This is a genomic window from Mycolicibacterium insubricum (assembly GCF_010731615.1).
Classification (GTDB): domain Bacteria; phylum Actinomycetota; class Actinomycetes; order Mycobacteriales; family Mycobacteriaceae; genus Mycobacterium; species Mycobacterium insubricum.
On sequence record NZ_AP022618.1, the window covers coordinates 3,081,982 to 3,101,053 of the forward strand.

15 protein-coding genes are annotated in these 19,072 nt (G+C 70.4%); 6 read left to right on the forward strand and 9 right to left on the reverse strand.

What is annotated here, in order from left to right; translation table 11 throughout:
- Window positions 1-95 precede the first annotated feature (95 nt).
- A complete protein-coding gene (lysX, locus tag G6N16_RS14610) occupies window positions 96-3,365 on the forward strand; it encodes a bifunctional lysylphosphatidylglycerol synthetase/lysine--tRNA ligase LysX (protein WP_083029968.1) in 3,270 nt (1,089 codons plus the stop codon).
- A 132-nt stretch (window positions 3,366-3,497) separates the two neighbouring features.
- Window positions 3,498-4,919, forward strand: coding sequence for an alpha/beta hydrolase (locus G6N16_RS14615; protein ID WP_179961260.1), 1,422 nt, complete (start codon window positions 3,498-3,500; stop codon window positions 4,917-4,919).
- A gap of 16 nt (window positions 4,920-4,935) precedes the next feature.
- Here the strand turns inward: G6N16_RS14615 and G6N16_RS14620 are convergent, their stop codons facing one another.
- On the reverse strand, window positions 4,936-5,619 hold the full coding sequence (locus G6N16_RS14620; RefSeq protein ID WP_083030006.1) for a class I SAM-dependent methyltransferase: 684 nt from the start codon (window positions 5,617-5,619) through the stop codon (window positions 4,936-4,938).
- 74 nt (window positions 5,620-5,693) lie between these two features.
- Between G6N16_RS14620 and G6N16_RS14625 the strand changes: the two genes are divergently transcribed.
- Window positions 5,694-6,266, forward strand: a complete 573-nt coding sequence (locus tag G6N16_RS14625; RefSeq protein WP_083029967.1) for a TetR/AcrR family transcriptional regulator — start codon at window positions 5,694-5,696, stop codon at window positions 6,264-6,266.
- Here the strand turns inward: G6N16_RS14625 and G6N16_RS14630 are convergent.
- Complete coding sequence (locus G6N16_RS14630; RefSeq protein WP_083029966.1) at window positions 6,252-7,769, reverse strand: carboxylesterase/lipase family protein; 1,518 nt, start codon at window positions 7,767-7,769, stop codon at window positions 6,252-6,254. The two genes, G6N16_RS14625 and G6N16_RS14630, sit on opposite strands and share 15 nt — an antisense overlap.
- Before the next feature lie 60 nt (window positions 7,770-7,829).
- On the opposite strand from G6N16_RS14630, the gene G6N16_RS14635 reads away from it, so the two are divergent.
- The gene (locus G6N16_RS14635; protein ID WP_083030005.1) at window positions 7,830-8,531 is read left to right on the forward strand and encodes a hypothetical protein; all 702 of its coding nucleotides are present in this window, start codon (window positions 7,830-7,832) and stop codon (window positions 8,529-8,531) included.
- Between the two features lie 109 nt (window positions 8,532-8,640).
- Here the strand turns inward: G6N16_RS14635 and G6N16_RS14640 are convergent, their stop codons facing one another.
- The gene (locus G6N16_RS14640; RefSeq protein ID WP_083029965.1) at window positions 8,641-8,973 is read right to left on the reverse strand and encodes a hypothetical protein; all 333 of its coding nucleotides are present in this window, start codon (window positions 8,971-8,973) and stop codon (window positions 8,641-8,643) included.
- 168 nt (window positions 8,974-9,141) lie between these two features.
- On the opposite strand from G6N16_RS14640, the gene G6N16_RS14645 reads away from it, so the two are divergent.
- The gene (locus G6N16_RS14645) at window positions 9,142-9,480 is read left to right on the forward strand and encodes an RNA polymerase-binding protein RbpA (protein ID WP_083029964.1); all 339 of its coding nucleotides are present in this window, start codon (window positions 9,142-9,144) and stop codon (window positions 9,478-9,480) included.
- A 193-nt stretch (window positions 9,481-9,673) separates the two neighbouring features.
- On the opposite strand, the gene G6N16_RS14650 is transcribed toward G6N16_RS14645, so the two are convergent.
- The 5 genes from G6N16_RS14650 to G6N16_RS14670 all read right to left on the reverse strand — a co-directional run bounded on the left by G6N16_RS14650 (window position 9,674) and on the right by G6N16_RS14670 (window position 14,901).
- Window positions 9,674-10,432 carry a polyprenol monophosphomannose synthase gene (locus tag G6N16_RS14650; RefSeq protein WP_110810773.1) on the reverse strand — a complete coding sequence of 253 codons (759 nt, stop codon included), beginning with the start codon at window positions 10,430-10,432 and terminating at the stop codon, window positions 9,674-9,676.
- The gene (gene lnt, locus G6N16_RS14655) at window positions 10,422-12,215 is read right to left on the reverse strand and encodes an apolipoprotein N-acyltransferase (protein ID WP_083029963.1); all 1,794 of its coding nucleotides are present in this window, start codon (window positions 12,213-12,215) and stop codon (window positions 10,422-10,424) included. Before lnt ends, G6N16_RS14650 begins: the two co-directional genes overlap by 11 nt.
- A complete protein-coding gene (locus tag G6N16_RS14660; RefSeq protein WP_083029962.1) occupies window positions 12,208-13,812 on the reverse strand; it encodes an amidohydrolase in 1,605 nt (534 codons plus the stop codon). The genes lnt and G6N16_RS14660 overlap by 8 nt, the downstream gene beginning before the upstream one ends.
- Before the next feature lie 36 nt (window positions 13,813-13,848).
- On the reverse strand, window positions 13,849-14,346 hold the full coding sequence (locus tag G6N16_RS14665; protein WP_083029961.1) for an FxsA family protein: 498 nt from the start codon (window positions 14,344-14,346) through the stop codon (window positions 13,849-13,851).
- Window positions 14,347-14,523: 177 nt separating this feature from the next.
- Window positions 14,524-14,901, reverse strand: a complete 378-nt coding sequence (locus G6N16_RS14670) for a PPOX class F420-dependent oxidoreductase (protein WP_083029960.1) — start codon at window positions 14,899-14,901, stop codon at window positions 14,524-14,526.
- A gap of 203 nt (window positions 14,902-15,104) precedes the next feature.
- Between G6N16_RS14670 and G6N16_RS14675 the strand changes: the two genes are divergently transcribed.
- Window positions 15,105-15,245, forward strand: a complete 141-nt coding sequence (locus G6N16_RS14675) for a hypothetical protein (RefSeq protein WP_163787893.1) — start codon at window positions 15,105-15,107, stop codon at window positions 15,243-15,245.
- A 32-nt stretch (window positions 15,246-15,277) separates the two neighbouring features.
- On the opposite strand, the gene G6N16_RS21830 is transcribed toward G6N16_RS14675, so the two are convergent.
- On the reverse strand, window positions 15,278-19,024 hold the full coding sequence (locus G6N16_RS21830) for a cobaltochelatase subunit CobN (RefSeq protein ID WP_234805767.1): 3,747 nt from the start codon (window positions 19,022-19,024) through the stop codon (window positions 15,278-15,280).
- Between the last annotated feature and the right edge of the window lie 48 nt (window positions 19,025-19,072).

Sequence of the window (19,072 nt, forward strand, 5' to 3'; positions counted from 1 at the left end):
AGAACACGGTGACGACCACCCACGGCACGCTGTTTTGCCCGCCGCCGTCGAGGCAGCAACCGCACTCCCAGCCTGGCCGCATATCCTCGCTGCTCATGAAGTCCATCAGTCCCCCGCAGCAGGTCGCCCGCTCCGGGGGCAGCTTCGCCTGGGTGCCCGCCGCGGTCGGGACGTTCATCGGTGTGATCGCCACCCTGTCGCTGATCGCCAGCGTGTCGCCGCTGTTCCGGGCGCTGATCGAGGTGCCGCGCGAGTTCGTCAACGACTACATCTTCAACTTCCCCGACACCAGCTTCGCCTGGGCGTTCGTGCTGGCGCTGCTGGCCGCGGCGCTCGTCGCCCGCAAGCGGATCGCCTGGTGGATCCTGATGATCTACCTGGGAGCCTCGGTCGCCCTCAACCTCGCGGGCCTCGGCGATCCGAACGAGAGCGCGGGTCGGGAAGCCGGCGAGATCATCGGCCTGTCCGTCCACATCGTCGCGCTGATCCTGGTCGGGCTGTCCTACCGTCAGTTCTGGGCCAGGGTTCGCCGCGCCGCGCTGCTCAAAGCCGCCGCGACACTGATCGCGGGCATGGCCGTCGGGATCGGCATCGGCTGGGGTCTGGTCACACTGTTCCCCGGCACGCTCGCCCGGGCCGACCGGCTGCCGTACGTCATCAACCGGGTGGTCGCGTTCTCCGGTTTCGGCAAGGAGTCCTTCGAGGGCCACACCCACGTCTGGGTCAACGCCCTGCTAGGCCTGTTCGGGGCGCTGGCGCTGATGGTCGCGGCCATCGTGCTGTTCCGCTCCCAGCGCGCCGACAACGCACTGACCGGCGACGACGAGACCGCCATCCGGGCGCTGCTGGAGCGGTACGGCAAGGACGACTCCCTCGGTTACTTCGCCACCCGTCGGGACAAGTCGGTGGTGTTCGCACCCAACGGCCGGGCCGCCATCACCTACCGGGTCGAGGTCGGGGTGTGCCTGGCCAGCGGCGACCCGGTCGGCGACCCCCGGGCCTGGCCGGCGGCCATCGCCGAATGGCTGCGGTTGTGCCTGACCTACGGCTGGGCCCCGGGGGTGATGGGGGCCAGTGCGACCGGCGCCAAGGCGTTCGCCGACGCCGGCATCAACGCCCTGGAGCTCGGCGACGAGGCGATCCTGTATCCGGACCGGTTCAAGCTGTCCGGGCCGGACATGGCACCGGTGCGCCAGGCCGTCACCCGCGCCCGGCGCGCCGGGCTGACCGTACGGATCCGGCGACACCGCGACCTGAGCGCGGCGGAGATGGCCGAGGTGATCGCCCACGCCGACGCGTGGCGCGACACCGAGACCGAACGCGGCTTCTCCATGGCGTTGGGCCGCCTCGGCGACCCGGGAGACGGCGACTGCCTGCTGGTGGAGGCCGTCCGCGAAGGTGGCGAGGACCCCGAGGTGGTGGCCATGCTGTCACTGGTGCCGTGGGGCGCCACCGGGGTGTCGCTGGACCTGATGCGCCGTTCCCGACAGTCCCCCAACGGCACCATCGAGCTGATGGTCAGCGAGCTCGCGCTGCAGTCCGAACGCCTCGGCCTCAGCCGGATCTCACTGAACTTCGCCATGCTGCGCTCCGCCTTCGAGGAGGGCGCCCAGCTCGGCGCCGGGCCGGTGGCCAGGCTGTGGCGACGGATGCTGATGTTCTTCTCCCGCTGGTGGCAGCTGGAGTCGCTGTACCGGTCCAACATGAAATACGACCCGGAGTGGGTGCCGCGCTACGTCTGCTATTCCGACGCCCGGCTGATCCCGCGGGTCGGGGTGGCCTCGGTGATCGCCGAGGGATTCCTGGTCCTGCCGTTCAGCCGGCGCAACGAGCAGCACACCGGTCAGCACACGACGGCACCGCGCACCCCGGTGTCCGCCGAGATACCGCCGGCCGAGGAGCCCGTCGGCACCGACGGACGTCGGCTGCCCGAGCAGGTGCGGGTGCGGATGGCCAAACTCGACGAGCTGACCCGCCGCGGCCTCGACGCCTACCCGGCCGGCGAACCGCCCAGTCACACCGTGGCGCAGGCGCTGGCGGCCGCCGACGGGACCGAGGTGAGGGTCGCGGGCCGCATCCTGCGGCTGCGCGACTACGGCGGCGTGCTGTTCGCGCAGTTGCGCGACTGGTCCGGCGAGGTTCAGCTGCTGCTGGAGGACGGCGCCACCGTCGACTTCACCGCCGCCATCGATCTCGGTGACCTGGTCGAGGCCACCGGCACCATGGGCGCCAGCCGCAACGGCACTCGGTCGCTGCTGGTGACCGGGTGGCGGCTGATCGGCAAGTGCCTACGCCCACTGCCGGACAAATGGAAGGGCCTGTCGGATCCGGAGGCGCGGGTGCGGACCCGCTACGTCGACCTGGCCGTCAACCCGGACTCGCGCGCGCTGATCGCGGCCCGCAGCCAGATCCTGCGCTCGATCCGCGACACCCTTTTCGACAAGGGGTTCCTGGAGGTCGAGACCCCGATCCTGCAGCAGATCCACGGTGGCGCCAACGCTCGTCCGTTCCACACCCACATCAACGCCTACGACCTGGACCTCTACCTGCGGATCGCGCCCGAGCTCTACCTCAAGCGACTGTGCGTCGGCGGGGTGGAGCGGGTGTTCGAGCTGGGCCGGGCGTTCCGCAACGAGGGCGTCGACTTCAGCCACAACCCCGAGTTCACGCTGCTGGAGGCCTATCAGGCCCACGCCGACTACCGCACCTGGATCGACGGGGCCCGCGAGTTGATCCAGAACGCAGCGATCGCCGCCAACGGCAGCGCGACCGCGCTGCGTCCCCGGGCCGACGGGACCCTGGAACCCGTCGACATCTCCGGGCAGTGGCCGGTCGTCGGCGTGCACGACGCGGTGTCGGCGGCCCTGGGCGAGCACGTGCAGCCCGATACGGACCTGGCCACCCTGCGCCGGTGGTGTGACGCCGCAGGGATCGCCTATCAGCGCGGCTGGGACGCCGGGGCGGTGGTGCTGGAGATGTACGAGCACCTGGTGGAGGACCGCACCGAGGAGCCGACGTTCTACGTCGACTTCCCCGCGTCGGTGTCGCCGCTGACCCGGCCGCACCGCAGCATTCCCGGCGTGGCCGAACGCTGGGACCTGGTGGCCTGGGGTGTCGAGCTGGGGACGGCCTACACGGAGCTGACCGACCCGGTGCTGCAGCGCCGGCGGCTGCACGAGCAGTCACTGCTGGCCGCCGGCGGCAACCCCGAGGCGATGGAGCTCGACGAGGACTTCCTGCAGGCCCTGGAGTACGCGATGCCGCCCACCGGCGGGCTCGGCATGGGCGTGGATCGTGTCGTCATGCTGATCACCGGCCGCAGCATCCGCGAAACGCTGCCGTTTCCGCTGGCCAAGCCCCGCTGAACGACGGCCGCCGCCCCGATGGGTGGCGGCCTTCCAGCGCGCTCACAGCAACCGTGAAGGTTTGCCCGCGAGGATGAGCGGGTGACGCCTTCCCCGACCGCCGGTGCTCTGTTGCTGGCCGATGCGCCGCAGATGTTCCGGCACCACATCTCGCTGATGCACGGCTGGGTGCCGATCACCGTTCAGGTGCTCGCCGGCCTCACCGTGCTGGTCGCGCTCGGGATCCGCACCCGCCGCTGGTGGGTCGTCAGCCTGCCGATTCTGATCGGCGCCGGCGTCGGCCTGGCGGCGATCACCCACCAGTTCATCTCCACCGGCGGCTATGCCGGGGACCCGGCGCCGCACGGGCTGTGGATCTGGACGGCGATGACCGGCCTGGCCGCGGTTCTGGTGGTGCTCGGCTGGCGGAATGTGCGCTGGTGGCGCCGCGCGGCGTCGCTGATGGCGGTGCCGCTGTGCCTGCTCAGCGCGGGCCTCGCGCTGAACCTGTGGGTCGGGTACTTCCCCACCGTGCAGACCGCCTGGAACCAGCTGACCGCGGGGCCGCTGCCGGACCAGACCGATCAGGGCACGGTGACCGCGATGGTGGCCTCCGTCGCGCAGACCAGGTTGCTGCCCGCCCACGGCAGTGTCCTGAAGGTCGACATTCCCTCCGACGGCTCACATTTCAAGCACCGCGACGAGCTGGTCTACCTGCCGCCGGCCTGGTTCGGCGACCACGTGGCCCCGTTGCCGACGGTGATGATGATCGGCGGCGAATTCAACACCCCGGGTGACTGGCTGCGCACCGGCGATGCGATCACCACCATCGACAACTTCGCCGCCGCGCACCACGGCAACGCGCCGGTGCTGGTGTTCGTCGACTCCGGCGGCACCTTCAACAACGACACCGAATGCGTCAACGGTCCCCGCGGGCGGGCCGCCGATCACCTGGTCAACGACGTCCGGCCGTTCATCATCGACCGGTTCCACGTCAGCGCCTCCCCCACCAACTGGGGTATCGCGGGCTGGTCGATGGGCGGTACCTGCGCGGTCGACCTGGTCACCATGCATCCCGACAAGTTCAGCGCCTTCGAGAACATCGCCGGCGACATGTCGCCGAACTCCGGGAACAAGGAGCAGACCGTCGCCCGGCTGTTCGGCGGGGACCAGGCCGCGTGGGCGTCCTTCGACCCGGCCACCATCATCACCAAACACGGGAAATATGAAGGTATTTCGGGACGGTTTGACGTCAACGGGACCACCCGGACCGCACACGGTCCCGCGGTGATCGAAGCCGCTGTCGGCAACCTGCCCGGGGCCAGCGATCAGATGGCCGCCGCGCAGACGCTGTGCGGCCTGGGCAAGGCCAACGGAATCGACTGCGCGATCGTCGAGCAACCGGGCAACCACGACTGGCCGTACGCGGCCCGGGCGTTCGCGACGTCGTTGCCGTGGCTGGCCGGGGTGATCGGCACCCCGGGTGTGACCAAGGTGCCGGTCGGCTATTCCGACATCCCGACCAACCTGGACCAGCGCAACAACCAACACCCGGTGCAGGCCGAGGGCAGGTAGGGAACCGCCCCCGAAACTAGACAGGCTCTCCGGCGTCGCCGGTGGTGCGCTCCAGGACCCGCAGCGACCCGGTGGCCGATACCTCCCGGAACGCTCCGCCGTCCAGCGCCCGCCGATAGATGCGGTAGGGCGCCTGGCCGCCGTCGGCGGGGTCGGGGAAGACGTCGTGGATGATCAGCGCCCCGCCGTGCGCCACCCAGTGCGCCCAGCCGTCGTAGTCGCGGCCGGCCGCCAGGTCGGTGTGGCCGCCGTCGATGAACAGCACGGCGACCGGGGTGCGCCAGTGCCGCGCGACCACCGGTGAGGACCCGACCACGGCGATGATGTGCTCGGGCAGGTCGGCGTCGTCGAGGGTGCGCCGGAACGTCGCGAGAGTGTCGAAGCGACCGGAATGCTCGTCGACCATCGATGTGTCGTGGTACTCCCAGCCCGGCTGGTGTTCCTCGGAGCCGTGGTGATGGTCGACGGTGTAGAGCACCCCGCCGGTGTGCAGGGCCGCAGCACCCAGCAGGACGGTCGACTTGCCGCAGTAGGTGCCGATCTCGACGGCGACGCCTGAGCCGAGGTGCCCGACGGCCGCCTCGTAGAGGGCACGGCCCTCGTCGGGGGGCATGAACCCGATCACCCGCTCGGCCAGGTGGAACAGGCGCTCGGTTTGCTGGGTCGGATCGTCGGCGATGCGGTCGTCGGCCTCGGTCATGCCGGTCACGCTAGCGGATGGGGGAATCGACGGCGGATTGCCCGCCCCGAACCGGTGTAGTAGCGTCCGGACATGTGTCCGAACCGGTAGCTCGGGAGTCGACCCGCCGCCGGCTGTCGGCAAAACAGGCCGACACCGTCGACCGTCTGGGCCGCTCCGCGGTCGAGGTGCTCAGCCGCCAGGGCTTCGCCGGCCTGACCATCCGCATGGTCGCCGCCAACGCCGGTGTCGGCGCCGCGACGGCCTACACCTACTTCTCCTCCAAGGAGCATCTGGTCGCCGAGGTCTTCTGGCGGCGACTGGCGACCACCCCCGCACCGCCCAACGACTCCCCCGACCCGGTCGAGCGGGTGGTCGGCGTGCTGCGGCACATCGCACTACTGGTGGCCGACGACGCCGAACTGGCCGGCGCGGTGACCAGCGCCCTGCTGGGCAAGGATCCCGACGTCGAACAGCTGCGCGTCAAGGTCGGGCGGGAGATCAACAAGCGCCTCACCGCCGCGCTGGGGCCGGATGCCGATCCGGGCGTGGCGGAATCACTCGAGGTGCTCTACGCCGGAGCGCTGGTGCGCGCCGGCATGGGCTACGCGTCCTACCAACAGATCGCCGACCTGTTGGAGCGGTCGGCGCGGCTACTGCTGCGCTAAATTCCCCATGCTGAAGTCCGCCCAGGCCGCCCGCCGCTCGGCGTGCGGGTCCAGTTCCACGCGAGAACGCTTGTCGAACACCAGAACCGGACGATCGACGGTGTCGTAGCGGGGCCAGTCGCCGCCGGGCACACCGGTACGGGCGAACTCCCGCCACCGGTTCTGCACGTCGTTGCTGATCCGGCGCGCCACCTTTCGGTCACCGGCCACCGTCAGCGCCTTCCCGAACCCGCTGCGGTAGGTGTCGAACACCGCCAGCAGCTCGGTGGCGTGGGTGGCGCCCACACCCGTCCATTTCAGAGTGCGCGGCGCGTAGTCGTAGCGGTACACATAGGTCGGGGCATGCTGGCTGTGCGCGTCGGCGAATTGCCAGACCGCGGAACCGAACGCGAAGTCGCCGCCGAACTGCACGCACGCGGCCTGTGCCGGATATTCGGGGTAGGCGGCCATGATCCGGTCCCGGCCCTCGATGCCCTGGGTGGCCAGTAGCGATTCGATGCGCCGCTCGGTGACCGGCAGCAGTTTGAGGAACCGGGTGAACAGTCGCGCCTCCTCGGCGTTGCTCCCGACGATCAGCGGCACCCGCAGCGCGGTGCCGCTGCGCATCGCCTCCACCGGGTCCACCGGCATCACCTCGGTGCCGTAGGTGGGCCCCAGGGGGAACGCACCGGCCATCTCCTTGGTGGTCTGGCCGATCAACCGGTCGACCGCGCGAACCAGCAGCGCGGTGTCGGCCTGCTTGAGCGCCGAGGCGGCGTCGCTGCGCCGGCAGCCCAGCACCTGGACCAACTTGCCGGCGAACACTTCGGCGATCTGCGGTGAACGGGACATTCCCGCGGCCGGGCTTTCCGAAATCACCTGGGAGAAAAGACCTTCGGCCGACGGCACCGCGAGCAGGCTGGCCACCGCGTGGGCGCCCGCGCTCTCCCCGAACACCGTCACCCGCTGTGGGTCACCGCCGAACACCGCGATATTGGTCTGCACCCAGCGCAGCGCCGCCACCAGGTCCCGGATGAACAGGTTGTCGTCGATCGGGTTGTCCGGCGTCGAGAGCACCGACAGATCCAGGGTGCCCAGCGCCCCGAGCCGGTAGTTGACCGACACGTAGACGCAGCCCCGCCGGGCCAGCCCCGCCCCGTCGTAAATCGGGGTCGCCGAACTGCCCAGCATGTAGGCGCCGCCGTGCACGAACACCATCACCGGCAGCGGCTGGTCACCAGGATTTTCGGGGGCGACGACGTTGAGTGTCAGGCAGTCCTCCCCCATCGGCTGGTAGCGACCCAGACCGGTGACGGTGTACATGCGCGACTGCGGGGCGCAGTTGCCGTGGGTGTGGCAATGCCGGACACCACGCCACGGTTGGACGGGTTGCGGGGCGACCAGGCGCAACGGTCCCACCGGCGCGGCGGCATACGGGATGGCGCGCCAGCGATGCACCCCGTCGCGAGTGAATCCCTCCACCACGCCGGCGTCGATGGTGGCTCGAATAATGCGATCATGCATGCCCCCGAAACTAGCCGACTGTTGACGGGTATCTGCAGCATGGGCCGCTACGGTGGCGATATGCGGATTCCCCTGCTGTGCGGCGCGCTGCTGCTGGTCGCCGGGTGCTCGTCGGGCACCGACACCGGTGCCGCGACCCTGGCCCCGCCGTTGACGCCCCTGACGCCCGTCCCCTCGGCTTCGGCCGGGGTGACGACGACATCCCCCACCTCACGGACGGCGGTACCGACCGCGGCACCGGCCGCCGGCACCGACGAGGCAGCCGTGGCGGCCTGGATCGACGCCGGCACCCGCTCCGATCCGGACAAGTTCCACACCGCCACCCGCGACGGCGTGGCGACCACCTTGCACGAGGGTGTGGCGTTCACCACCCCGGGCGGCCAGGCCCAGTGCATGACGGATCCCAAGCTCGGCGACGGGGTGCTGTCCTGCCTGCTGCGGCTGTCGGATCCGGCGCCGCGACCCATCGGCAGCGAGGGTCAGTGGGTGCCCGGCTGGGTGGACTTCACCGGAACCCAGATCAACGTCGGCTCCCTGCACGCGGACCCGGGGCCGTTCAGCGTGGGCGCCGGCCCGGAGCTACCGCTGGGCAGCGCCCTGGAGTTCGGTGACTACCGCTGCCGCTCGGATGCCGCCGGATTGTTCTGCGTCAACCACGCCCACCAGACCGCCGTGAAATTCTCCGAGGCCGGCATCGAGCCGTTCGGTTGCCTGCAGCGGGTGGACGCGCCGGTGGACGTCGGGGCCAAATACAGCTGCTGAGCCGGTCTGATCACGGCCGGTCCCGGCTTCCCCTCGGCTACGCGGCCACTCGCTACGCTCCCGTCCACCCCACCGAGCCTCGCCGAATCGCCCGACTTAATCGGGGGACTCAGCGCCAGCCATCGGCGGATTCGGCCGCGGTCAGCAACTCCGCGCACAGTCGGCGCAGTTCGTCTGCGTCGGCGCCCTCGGTGACGGCTGTCGCGACGTCCTCCGCGGCGCAGCGGACCTGGTAGATCCGGTCGGTCAGCGCCGCCGCCTCGGCTGCCGACAGTACGACGGCGTCCTCGGGCACCGCGCTGCCCTTGACCATCGACCGCTGCTCGTAAGCCCGCTGCCGGCAGGCCTGGCGGCAGTAGCGGCGACGACGTCCGGTTCCGGCGTCCGCGACGGTCCGGCCGCACCACAGACACGGTTGACGACGAGGCGACGGCGCAGCCATGCGGACGACTCTAAACCCGCCGCCGCCTCCGGCCCGGTATCCTTGGCTGTCAGCGCCGCGGGATCGGGAACAGTGCTGCCCTGCGCAGCGTTGCACCCGTCGGTTCTGCCGGGTCGCCGACCCGTGTCCGCACCGCAGCACCGGATTTTCAGCAAAGGAGTTCACACGATGGCTGATCGCGTTCTGCGAGGCAGTCGACTCGGAGCCGTGAGCTACGAGACCGACCGCAACCACGACCTGGCGCCGCGTCAGGTGGCCCGGTACCGCACCGACAACGGTGAGGAATTCGACGTCCCGTTCGCCGACGACGCCGAGATCCCGCACACCTGGATGTGCCGCAACGGCCAGGAGGGCACCCTGATCGAGGGGGATGCGCCCGAGCCGAAGAAGGTCAAGCCGCCGCGCACGCACTGGGACATGCTGCTGGAACGCCGCTCCGTCGAGGAGCTCGAAGAGCTGCTCAAGGAGCGCCTCGACATCATCAAGACCCGCCGCCGCGGGAGCTGATACCTCGAAACGACAAATGCCGGGCCCTGCTGGGCCCGGCATTTTCGTTGCGCTCGCCAGCTCGTCGAATCAGCCTGTGCTGGTCCGGCTGACCTCTTCCTCGCGGGCTCGTACCTCGCCCGCTCGTCGAATCAGCCTGTGCTGGTCCGGCTGACCTCTTCCTCGCGGGCTCGTACCTCGCCCGCTCGTCGAATCAGCCGATCTGCTCGCCGCGGGCGCGGGCCATCCGGCCGGCGATCCCCCACTGCGCGACCTTGGCCATCGCCTCCCGGATGTTGGAGCCGCTCATCTTCGACACCCCGAGTTCGCGCTCGGTGAAGGTGATCGGCACCTCGACGACGCTGAAGCCGTTGTTGATGGCCCGCCAGGTGAGGTCGATCTGGAAGCAGTAGCCCTTGGATTCGACGGCCGACAGGTCGATCTTCTCCAGCACCTCGCGCCGATAGGCGCGGTAACCGGCGGTGATGTCGTGAATGCCGACACCCAGCAGCAGCCGGGAGTAGGTGTTGGCGGTCTTGGACAGCACCAGGCGCCGCCACGGCCAGTTCACCACGGTGCCGCCTTCGACGTAGCGGGAGCCGATGGCGACGTCGGCACCGGCGTCGATGGCCTCCAGCAGGCGGTAGAGCTGCTCCGGGGCGTGGCTGCCGTCGGCGTCCATCTCGACCAGCACCGAATAGCCGCGGCCCAGGCCCCAGGCGAACCCGGCCAGATACGCCGCACCCAGGCCGTCCTTGGCGCCGCGGTGCATGACGTGCACCCGGTCCGGGTCGGCCAGGGCCCGCTGGTCGGCGAGTTCGCCGGTGCCGTCGGGGCTGCCGTCGTCCACGACCAGGACGTGGACGTCCGGGCGGGCGGCGTGCACGCGATCCAGGATCAGGGGTAGATTCTCCCGCTCGTTATAGGTCGGGATGATCACCAGGGTGCGCTGACTGGGGCGCTCACTGGTCATGGGACTCCTCGGTACGGTCTCGACCCGGGCGGCGCCGGATCCTGCTGATGAACACACCATTCTGCATTATCGCGGCCAGCAGACCCGCCACACCGGCTCCGACCAGCGTCCACCCGATGGCCGGGCCCCATTTGGTGGCTGGCGTCTCGGTGGTCTTCAACCGCACGGCCGAGTCGAGGAACCCGGGGGTGAAGAACTCGGTCCGCGCCATCTCCCGCCCGTCGGGGGCGATGACGGCGCTGATACCGGTGGTACCGGCAACCAGGACGTAGCGGTCGTGCTCGACGGCGCGCAGCCGGGCGATGGCCAGCTGCTGTTCGCTCATGGCCGCGTCGAAGGTGGCGTTGTTGGTGGGCACCGCCAGCAATTGGGCGCCGTTGCGGACGGCCTGGCGCGGCTGCCGGTCGAAGATCACCTCCCAGCAGGTGGAGATCCCGACGGGCACTCCGGCGGCGGTGACCACACCGGTTCCGTCGCCGGGGACGAAATAGCCGGCGCGGGCGGCGTACGGCGACAGTTTGGCGAAGAAGCTGCGCCACGGCAGGTACTCACCGAAGGGCTGCACGATCTGCTTGTCGTGCCGCGCCCCGGGGCCGGTCTCCGGGTCCCACACGATGACGGTGTTGGAGGCGGCCGGGTTGTCGCGGGTGGCTTCGGGCCGGGCGAGCACCGTCCCGACCAGGATCGGCGCGTTGATGGCCTGGGCGGCGGCGGTGATCTGCGCGCCGGCGTCGGTGTTGCGCAGCGGGTCGATGTCCGACGAGTTCTCCGGCCACAGCACGAACTGCGGCTGTGGCTGGTGACCGGCCCGCACTTCCTCGGCCAGCTTCTTGGTCTGGGCGACGTGGTTGTCCAGGACGGCGCGGCGCTGGGCGTTGAAGTCCAGGCCCAGCCGCGGCACGTTGCCCTGGATGATCGCGACGGTGACGCTTGGCTCGTCACCCGACCCAACCCCGGCCCGGCGGATCTGCGGGTAGACCAGGGCGGAGGCCAGCAGCGCGACCGCCACGCACACCCCGGGCAGCAGGACCGCCGGGGGAAGGTCGTGGTGGCCGTGGTGCCACCAGTCGACGATGCCGAACACCACCGCGGCCAGGCACACCCCGGTCAGGGCGGTGGCCAGCGACACCAGCGGCGCGCCGCCCAGCTGCGCCAGTGGCAGCAGCGGCCCGGTGGTCTGCCCAAACGCCGCCACGCCCCAGGGGAATCCTCCGAACGGGATAGTGGTCTTGAGCCATTCGACCGTCACCCAGATCAGCGCGATCCAGACCGGCCAGGCCCACAGGCCGCGGACCATCACCGCGAGCAGGCCGAACAGCCCGGTGAACAGGGCGCACATCAATGCCAGCGCCAGCCACGGCACGGGCCCGACCAGCCCGCCCACCCAGGGCAGCAGCGGGATATAGAAGGCCAGGCCGAACAGCAGGCCGTAGCCGAAGCCGCCGGCGGTGGTGGTGACGGGTTCGCCGCGGATCGCCAAGTGCCCGGTTAGCACCCAGGTCAGCAGGGCCAGCGCCAGTAGCGCCGCCCACCACCAGTTCAGCGGCGGGAAGCTCGCGCACATCAGCGCGCCGGCGACCAGAGAGGTGGTGATGCGGACCAGCCGGGGGCGCAGCCACGCCCAGCTGCGGGCCGGTGCGGCCGCGGCCCAGGTCTGCAGGCGGGCGCCGCGGGTGGGCCCGGGAGTCTCGGTCTCCGGGGCTTCGGGCGTGTCCGGCGAATCTTCCGTGGCGTCCGGTGTATCCGGGGTCTCGGGAGTCTCCGGGATTTCGGCGTCAGTCATGAAATCCTCCGAACAGCACCTCGCCGCGGTGCACGGTCTGCCGGCAGCGCGGTAGCGGAACGTCGGCGTCCAGCGTGGGCAGGGCCGGGACACGCGACCGCGGGTCGGTGGACCAGCGTTCCACCGTATCGGCGGGGGCGGCGACCACCAGGTCGTCGCTGTCCCAGATCGCGTAGGACGCCGGGGCCCCCGGCACCAGCGTGCCGGTCAACCCGTCGTTCACCCCGGCCGCCCGCCAGGCTCCGCGGGTGGCCGCGCCGAACGCGGCACGCGCCGAGATGGCGCTGCCCGGGGTCTGGTGCAGCGTCGCCGCCCGCACCGTCGACCACGGGTTCAGGCCGGTCACCGGGGTGTCGGAACCGAATGCCAGCGGTACGCCGGCCGAGGCCAGCATCGCCAGCGGGTTGAGGCCCGCGGCCCGCTCGGCGCCCAGCCGTCGGGCGTACATGCCGTCCGGACCGCCCCAGCGCGCGTCGAAGTTCGGTTGCATGCTGGCCACGATCCCCCAGGACCCGAGTTTGCGGGCGGCTTCGGCGTCGACCATCTCCAGGTGTTCCAGCCGGTGACCGCACCGGGCCACGGCCGGCACCCCCAATTCGGCAACCAGGGCCTCGAACGCGTCGACGACGACGGTGACGGCCGCGTCGCCGATGACGTGGAACCCGGCGGTGATCCCGGCCCCGGTGCACGCCCGCAGGTGGGCGAGCACGGCTTCGGCGCCCAGGTAGGCGTTGCCGCAGCAGTCCGGGGCGTCGGCGTAGGGATCGCGCAGCCACGCGGTGTGCGAACCGAGGGCGCCGTCGACGAACAGGTCCCCGGCCAGGCCGGCCGCACCGGTGGCCGCCAGCAGCTCCCGGGCCTGCTCGGGGGTTTCGACTGCCTCGCCCCAGTAGCCGCTGACCTGCACACCGTGAGTGGTGTCGCGCAGTTCGACCCAGTCGTCGACGCCGCCGATGTCCGGGCCCGCGCATTCGTGGACGGCCACCACCCCGTGGGCGGCGAACGCGTCCAGCGCGGCGGTGCGGGCGGCGGCCCGCTGCTGCGGGGTCAGCAGGTTTCGGGCGGCGGCGCGGACGCGGTGGTGGGCGTCGGCCGACAGCGGGTGTTGCGGGTGGTATCCGAGGGCGGTGGCCAGCCCGTCGGTGCGGTCGCGCAGTGCGCTGCCGGCAACCGCCGAGTGCGCGTCGATGCGGGTGAGATACACCGGCCGGGAGCCGACGACCGCGTCGATCTCCTCGACGGTCGGCGCCACCGGCTGCGGCCACCGCGTCTCATCCCAGCCGTGGCCCCACAGCACCGCGCCGTCCAGGGTGGCGGCGGCCGCGGCGATCAGTTCCAGGCAGTGTTCCCGCGAGCGGGCTTCGCCCAGGTCCAGGCCGGTCAGGGCCAGTCCGGTGGCGGTGGTGTGCACGTGTGCGTCGACGAAGGCGGGAGCCACGAATCCGCCGTCAAGGTCGACGACCTGGGCGTCCGGGTACTGCTTGCGGGCGACGTCATCGGAGCCCAGCCAGGCCACCGTGCCGTCGCGGACCGCCATGGCGGTGGCATCGGGATGGGTGGTGCTGTGTATGCGGCCACCCAGCAACAACGTCGTCACAACAGAAGAACCTACTGCGCGGACCTGGCGGGGCGATCAGGGGACGATGGCGCGCGGCGCCGGGCCGCCCGGCGTATCGCCGAGGTCGATGATCTCGCCCTCGATGACCTCGCCGTCGATGTAGTCGCCGCGGCCGTAACCACCGGTGGTGAAGCCCACCGCGCCCAGGTCGGCAAAGCGCACCCGGCCCGCCAGGCGGCCTGCGGCCACCGTCGTCACCACCGGGCGCAGCACCCGGCGCACCGGCGGGACCAGCAGGGCCATCCCGATCGCGCTGCTGACCAGCCCGGGAATGGCGACCAGCACCGTGCCGATGGCCACCAGGGCCCCGTCGGTGACGGCTCCGCCGGCATCGCGGACCCCGGAACGCAGCTGCGCGAGCTGGCGGCGCAGCTGGGATCCGGCCAGCAGCAATCCCGCCAGCAGCACACCGATCAGGATCAACAGTGCGGTCCCGATGCCGAGGAAGTAGACCAGGGCGACGACGGCGGCCAGCTCGGCAAGCACGTAGACGGCAAAAGTCCGGCGGATCATGTCTGGTTCAACGCCTCGGAGGGTTAGCGAGTTCCAGGAGCCGCCACCAGTAATCGGGCGGCGAAAAATCGCCGATTTTTCGCCACAGGCTTACTGGCGACGAGGAGCGGGAAGATCAGGCCGCCTGGATCAACGCTTGTCCCAGGACGACCACGCAGCCCCTCACCGTTCCCAGGGTCAGGCCGCCTTGATGAGCAACGCAACGTTCCGGCGTTCCCCGCCGCGCAGCTTGGAGAAGAAGTTGAAGACCTTGCCGATCAACCCGTAGTGGCGGCCGATGGCCTCGTAAGCGTCGTCCAGACGCTCCTTGCTGATCGAGGCCACCGCCTCCACCGCATCGCTGCGGGGGTTGCCCCGGACGTCGCAGCGGGCGATGGTCACCCGCGGGGTGTTGCGGATCCGCTTGACCTTCCAGGAGTCCGCCTCGGTGAGCACGATCAGTCCGTCGCCGTCGGGCACCGCCCACACTGCGGTGGGTTTGGGCCGGCCGTCCTTGGTGAAGGTGGTCAGCAGGATGTACTTGGCGCCGGCGACATCGGCGAAGGTGAGTGCCATTTCCCCAATCTACCGGCGCCGACTTATGTCACGCGGCCCGGTGATTGACCAATTGCGAGCGCATCCGGCGGCTGACCGCTCACCAGCGGCACTCCTCAAGGCGACGTGGCACGCGCAGCGTTGAACGCCGACGACGGCTGGCTCGCGCCCATGTGCCGGGAGAGGTACTACGCACTCTGCACAAAGCGGTCCTGCACGAGCAATTGAAACCTGAGGACGCCGACGCCGACGCCGACACCTTCACCGCACTCGCGATCGAATACGTGCTTCCCGATGCGCTGCTCCTGCGCACCGCCTGGGCCTGGCGGCACAATGTTCCCGGTCGGCCGGAAGGTTGCGGTTGACGATCGCGCCGTTACCGATTCGTTCGCCGCGCTCAGCCCTCCAGCTCACCCTCGGTTTCCAGCAGCACCCGGCGCAGACCGTCGAGGGTGTCCTTGGCCGGTTCCTCCCACATGCCGCGTTCGACGGCCTCCAGCAGCCGCTCGGCCATACCGTGCAGCGCCCACGGGTTGGCCTCGGCCATGAACTTGCGGTTCTGTTCGTCCAGCACGTAGCTGGCGGTCAGCCGCTCGTACATCCAGTCCGCCATCACGTGCGCGGTGGCGTCATAGCCGAAGAGGTAGTCCACCGTGGCGGCCATCTCGAAGGCGCCCTTGTAGCCGTGCCGGCGCATGGCCTCCATCCACCGCGGGTTGACCACCCGGGCCCGGAACACCCGGGTGGTCTCCTCGTGCAGAGTCCGGGTGCGCACCGCATCGGGCCGGGTGTTGTCACCGATGTAGGCGGCCGGGGCCTTGCCGGTCAGCGCGCGGACGGTGGCAACCATTCCGCCGTGGTACTGGAAATAGTCGTCGGAGTCGGCGATGTCGTGTTCGCGGGTGTCGGTGTTCTTGGCGGCCACCGCAATTCGCCGGTAGGCCCGGTTCATGTCATCGGTGGCTGGGCGGCCGTCGAGGTCGCGTCCGTAGGCGAATCCGCCCCAGGCGGTGTACACCTGGGCCAGGTCGGCGTCGTCGCGCCAGTTGCGCGAGTCGATGAGCTGCAGCAGACCTGCGCCGTAGGAACCCGGTTTGGATCCGAACACCCGGGTGGTGGCGCGGCGAAGGTCGCCGTGTTCGGCCAAGTCCACCTGGGTGTGCGCACGCACGTAGTTGTCTTGCGGGTCCTCGTCGAGACCCGCGGCGAGCCCGACGGCATCATCCAGCATGGCGACCACGTGCGGGAAGGCGTCCCGGAAGAACCCGGAGATGCGAACGGTGACATCGATGCGGGGGCGGCGCAGCTCTGCCAGCGGGATCGGCTCCAGATCCACCACCCGGCGCGACGCGTCATCCCACACCGGGCGGATACCCAGCAGCGCAAGGACTTCGGCGATGTCGTCACCAGCGGTGCGCATGGCTGAGGTGCCCCACACCGACAGGCCCACCGACCGGGGCCAATCACCGTGGTCGGTGTGGTAGCGCTCCAGCAGCGAGTCCGCCATCGCCACCCCGGTCTCCCAGGCCAGCTTCGACGGCACCGCCTTGGGGTCCACCGAATAGAAGTTGCGGCCGGTGGGCAGCACGTTGACCAGACCGCGCAACGGGGAGCCGGACGGGCCGGCCGGGATGAAGCCACCGTTCAGGGCGTGCAGCACCCGGTCGATCTCGGCCCCGGTGCCGGCCAGCCGCGGGACCACCTCGGTGGCGGCGAAGCGCAGCACGGTCGCGACCTCGGGGGAACCGGTGAGCTCGGGCACCGCGTCGGGGTCCCAGCCGCGGGCCTGCAGGGCGCCGATGAGCGCGCGGGCCCGGGATTCGGCGTCGTCGACGCTGCCCCGGTCGGCGCTGCCGTCCTCGGCCAGGCCGAGCGCCTCGCGCAGCCCCGGCACGGACTGGGTGCCCCCGAAGAGCTGGCGGGCCCGCAGGATGGCCAGCACCAGATCGAGTTCGGCTTCGCCGGTGGGTGTTTCGGCCAGGATGTGCAGACCGTCGCGGATCTGGACGTCCTTGATCTCGCACAGCCAGCCGTCGACGTGCAGCAGCATGTCGTCGAACACGTCCTCGTCGGGCCGGTCCTCCAGGCCAAGGTCATGATCCATCTTGGCCGCCCGCATCAGCGTCCAGATCTGCTGGCGGATCGCGGGGAGTTTGGCCGGGTCCAGTGCGGACACGTTGGCGTGCTCGTCGAGCAGCTGCTCCAGACGCGCGATGTCGCCGTAGGTCTCGGCCCGCGCCATCGGCGGGATGAGATGGTCGATGAGCACCGCGTGCGCCCGGCGTTTAGCCTGGCTGCCCTCCCCCGGGTCGTTGACCAGGAAGGGGTAGACCAGCGGCAGACTGCCGAGGGCGGCGTCGGATCCGCAGCTCGCCGACATTCCCAGGTTTTTGCCCGGCAGCCATTCGAGGTTGCCGTGCTTGCCCAAGTGCACGACGGCATCGGCTTTGAAATCCCCGCCGAACTCGCCGGGTCGATCGTCGGCGAGCCTCGTGCTCGCGGAACTACACCGCTCGCCGAACTCGCCGGGTCGATCGTCGGCGAGCCTCGTGCTCGCGGAACTACACCGCTCGCCGAACTCGCCGTCCAGCCACCGATAGGCCGCCAGGTAGTGGTGGCTCGGCGGCAGGTCGGGGTCGTGGTAGATCGCCACCGGGTTCTCGCCGAATCCGCGCGGCGGCTGCACCATCACCACCACGTTGCCGGAACGGATTGCGGCGATGACGATTTCACCATCCGGGTCGCGGCTGCGGTCGACGAACATCTCCCCCGGCGGCGGACCCCAGTGCCCGACGATCTCGTCGGCGAATTCGGCGGGCAGGGTGGCGAACCACTGCCGGTAGGCCGCCGCGGACACCCGGATAGGATTGGCCGCCAACTGTTCCTCGGTGAGCCACGCCTGGTCCTGACCGCCCCGGGCGATCAGCGTGTGCATCAGCGCGTCACCGTCACCGGCCTCGACGATTGTCGCCAAGTCCCCCGGATTCTCCGGCGACCCGATGTCATAACCCGAGTCGCGCATCGCCGACAGTAGCCGGACGGCACTGGCCGGGGTGTCAAGACCCACGGCGTTGCCGATCCGGGCGTGCTTGGTCGGATACGCCGAAAACACCAGGGCGATCTGCTTTTCCGCGGCCGGGATGCGGCGCAGCCGGGCGTGCCGAACGGCCAGCCCGGCGACTCGGGCGCAGCGTTCCGGGTCGGCGACATAGCTGATCAGCCCGTCGTCGTCGATCTCCTTGAACGAGAACGGCACGGTGATGATGCGCCCGTCGAATTCCGGCACCGCGACCTGGCTGGCGACATCCAGCGGCGACATCCCGTCGTCGTTGCCGGTCCACGCCGCCCTGTCGGTGGTCAGGCACAGGCCCTGCAGGATCGGGATATCCAGGGCGGCAAGGTGTTCGACGTTCCAGCTATCGTCGTCGCCACCGGCGGAGGCGGTCGCGGGCCGGGCGCCGCCGGCGGCCAGCACAGTGACCACCATGGCGTCGGCCCGCCCGAGAACCTCCAGCAGCTCCGGCTCGGCGGTGCGTAGCGACGCGCAGTACAGCGGCAGCGCCCGGGCGCCAGCGGCTTCGATGGCGCGACACAGCGCTTCGACGTAGCCGGTGTTGCCGGCCAGTTGCTGGGCCCGGTAGTACAGCACCGCCACCGTCACGCCGGAACCGTCCGTGTCGGCGGGGGTGCGTGCCAGCTCACCCCAGGACGGCAGGGCGGCGGGCTCGGCGAAGCCGTGCCCGGTCATCAGGACGGTGTCGGTCAGGAAGTTGTAGAGGTTGGCCAGGTTGCCCACACCACCCTGGGCCAGGTACACGTGCGCCTGGACGGCGATACCGGCCGGCACCGTGGAATGGGCCATCAGCTCGGCATCGGGGCTCTGCTCCCCGCTGACCACGACGGTCGGCAGCCCGGTAGCCAGGACCGCGTCGATGCCGTCCTGCCAGGCGCGGTGCCCACCCAGGATGCGGATGACCACCAGGTCCACGCCGGCCAACAGCTCAGGCAGGTCCTCGACCAGCAGCCGGGCCGGATTGGCCCACCGGTAGTTCGCTCCGCTGGCGCGGGCGGTGATGAGGTCGGTGTCCGAGGTGGACAGCAACAGCACGGTCGGTCGGGCGTCGTCTCCGGCGGGGTTGCTCACCTGTCATTTTCTACCGCATCGGCGTCTTCCGCTGCGAACCCCGAGGTG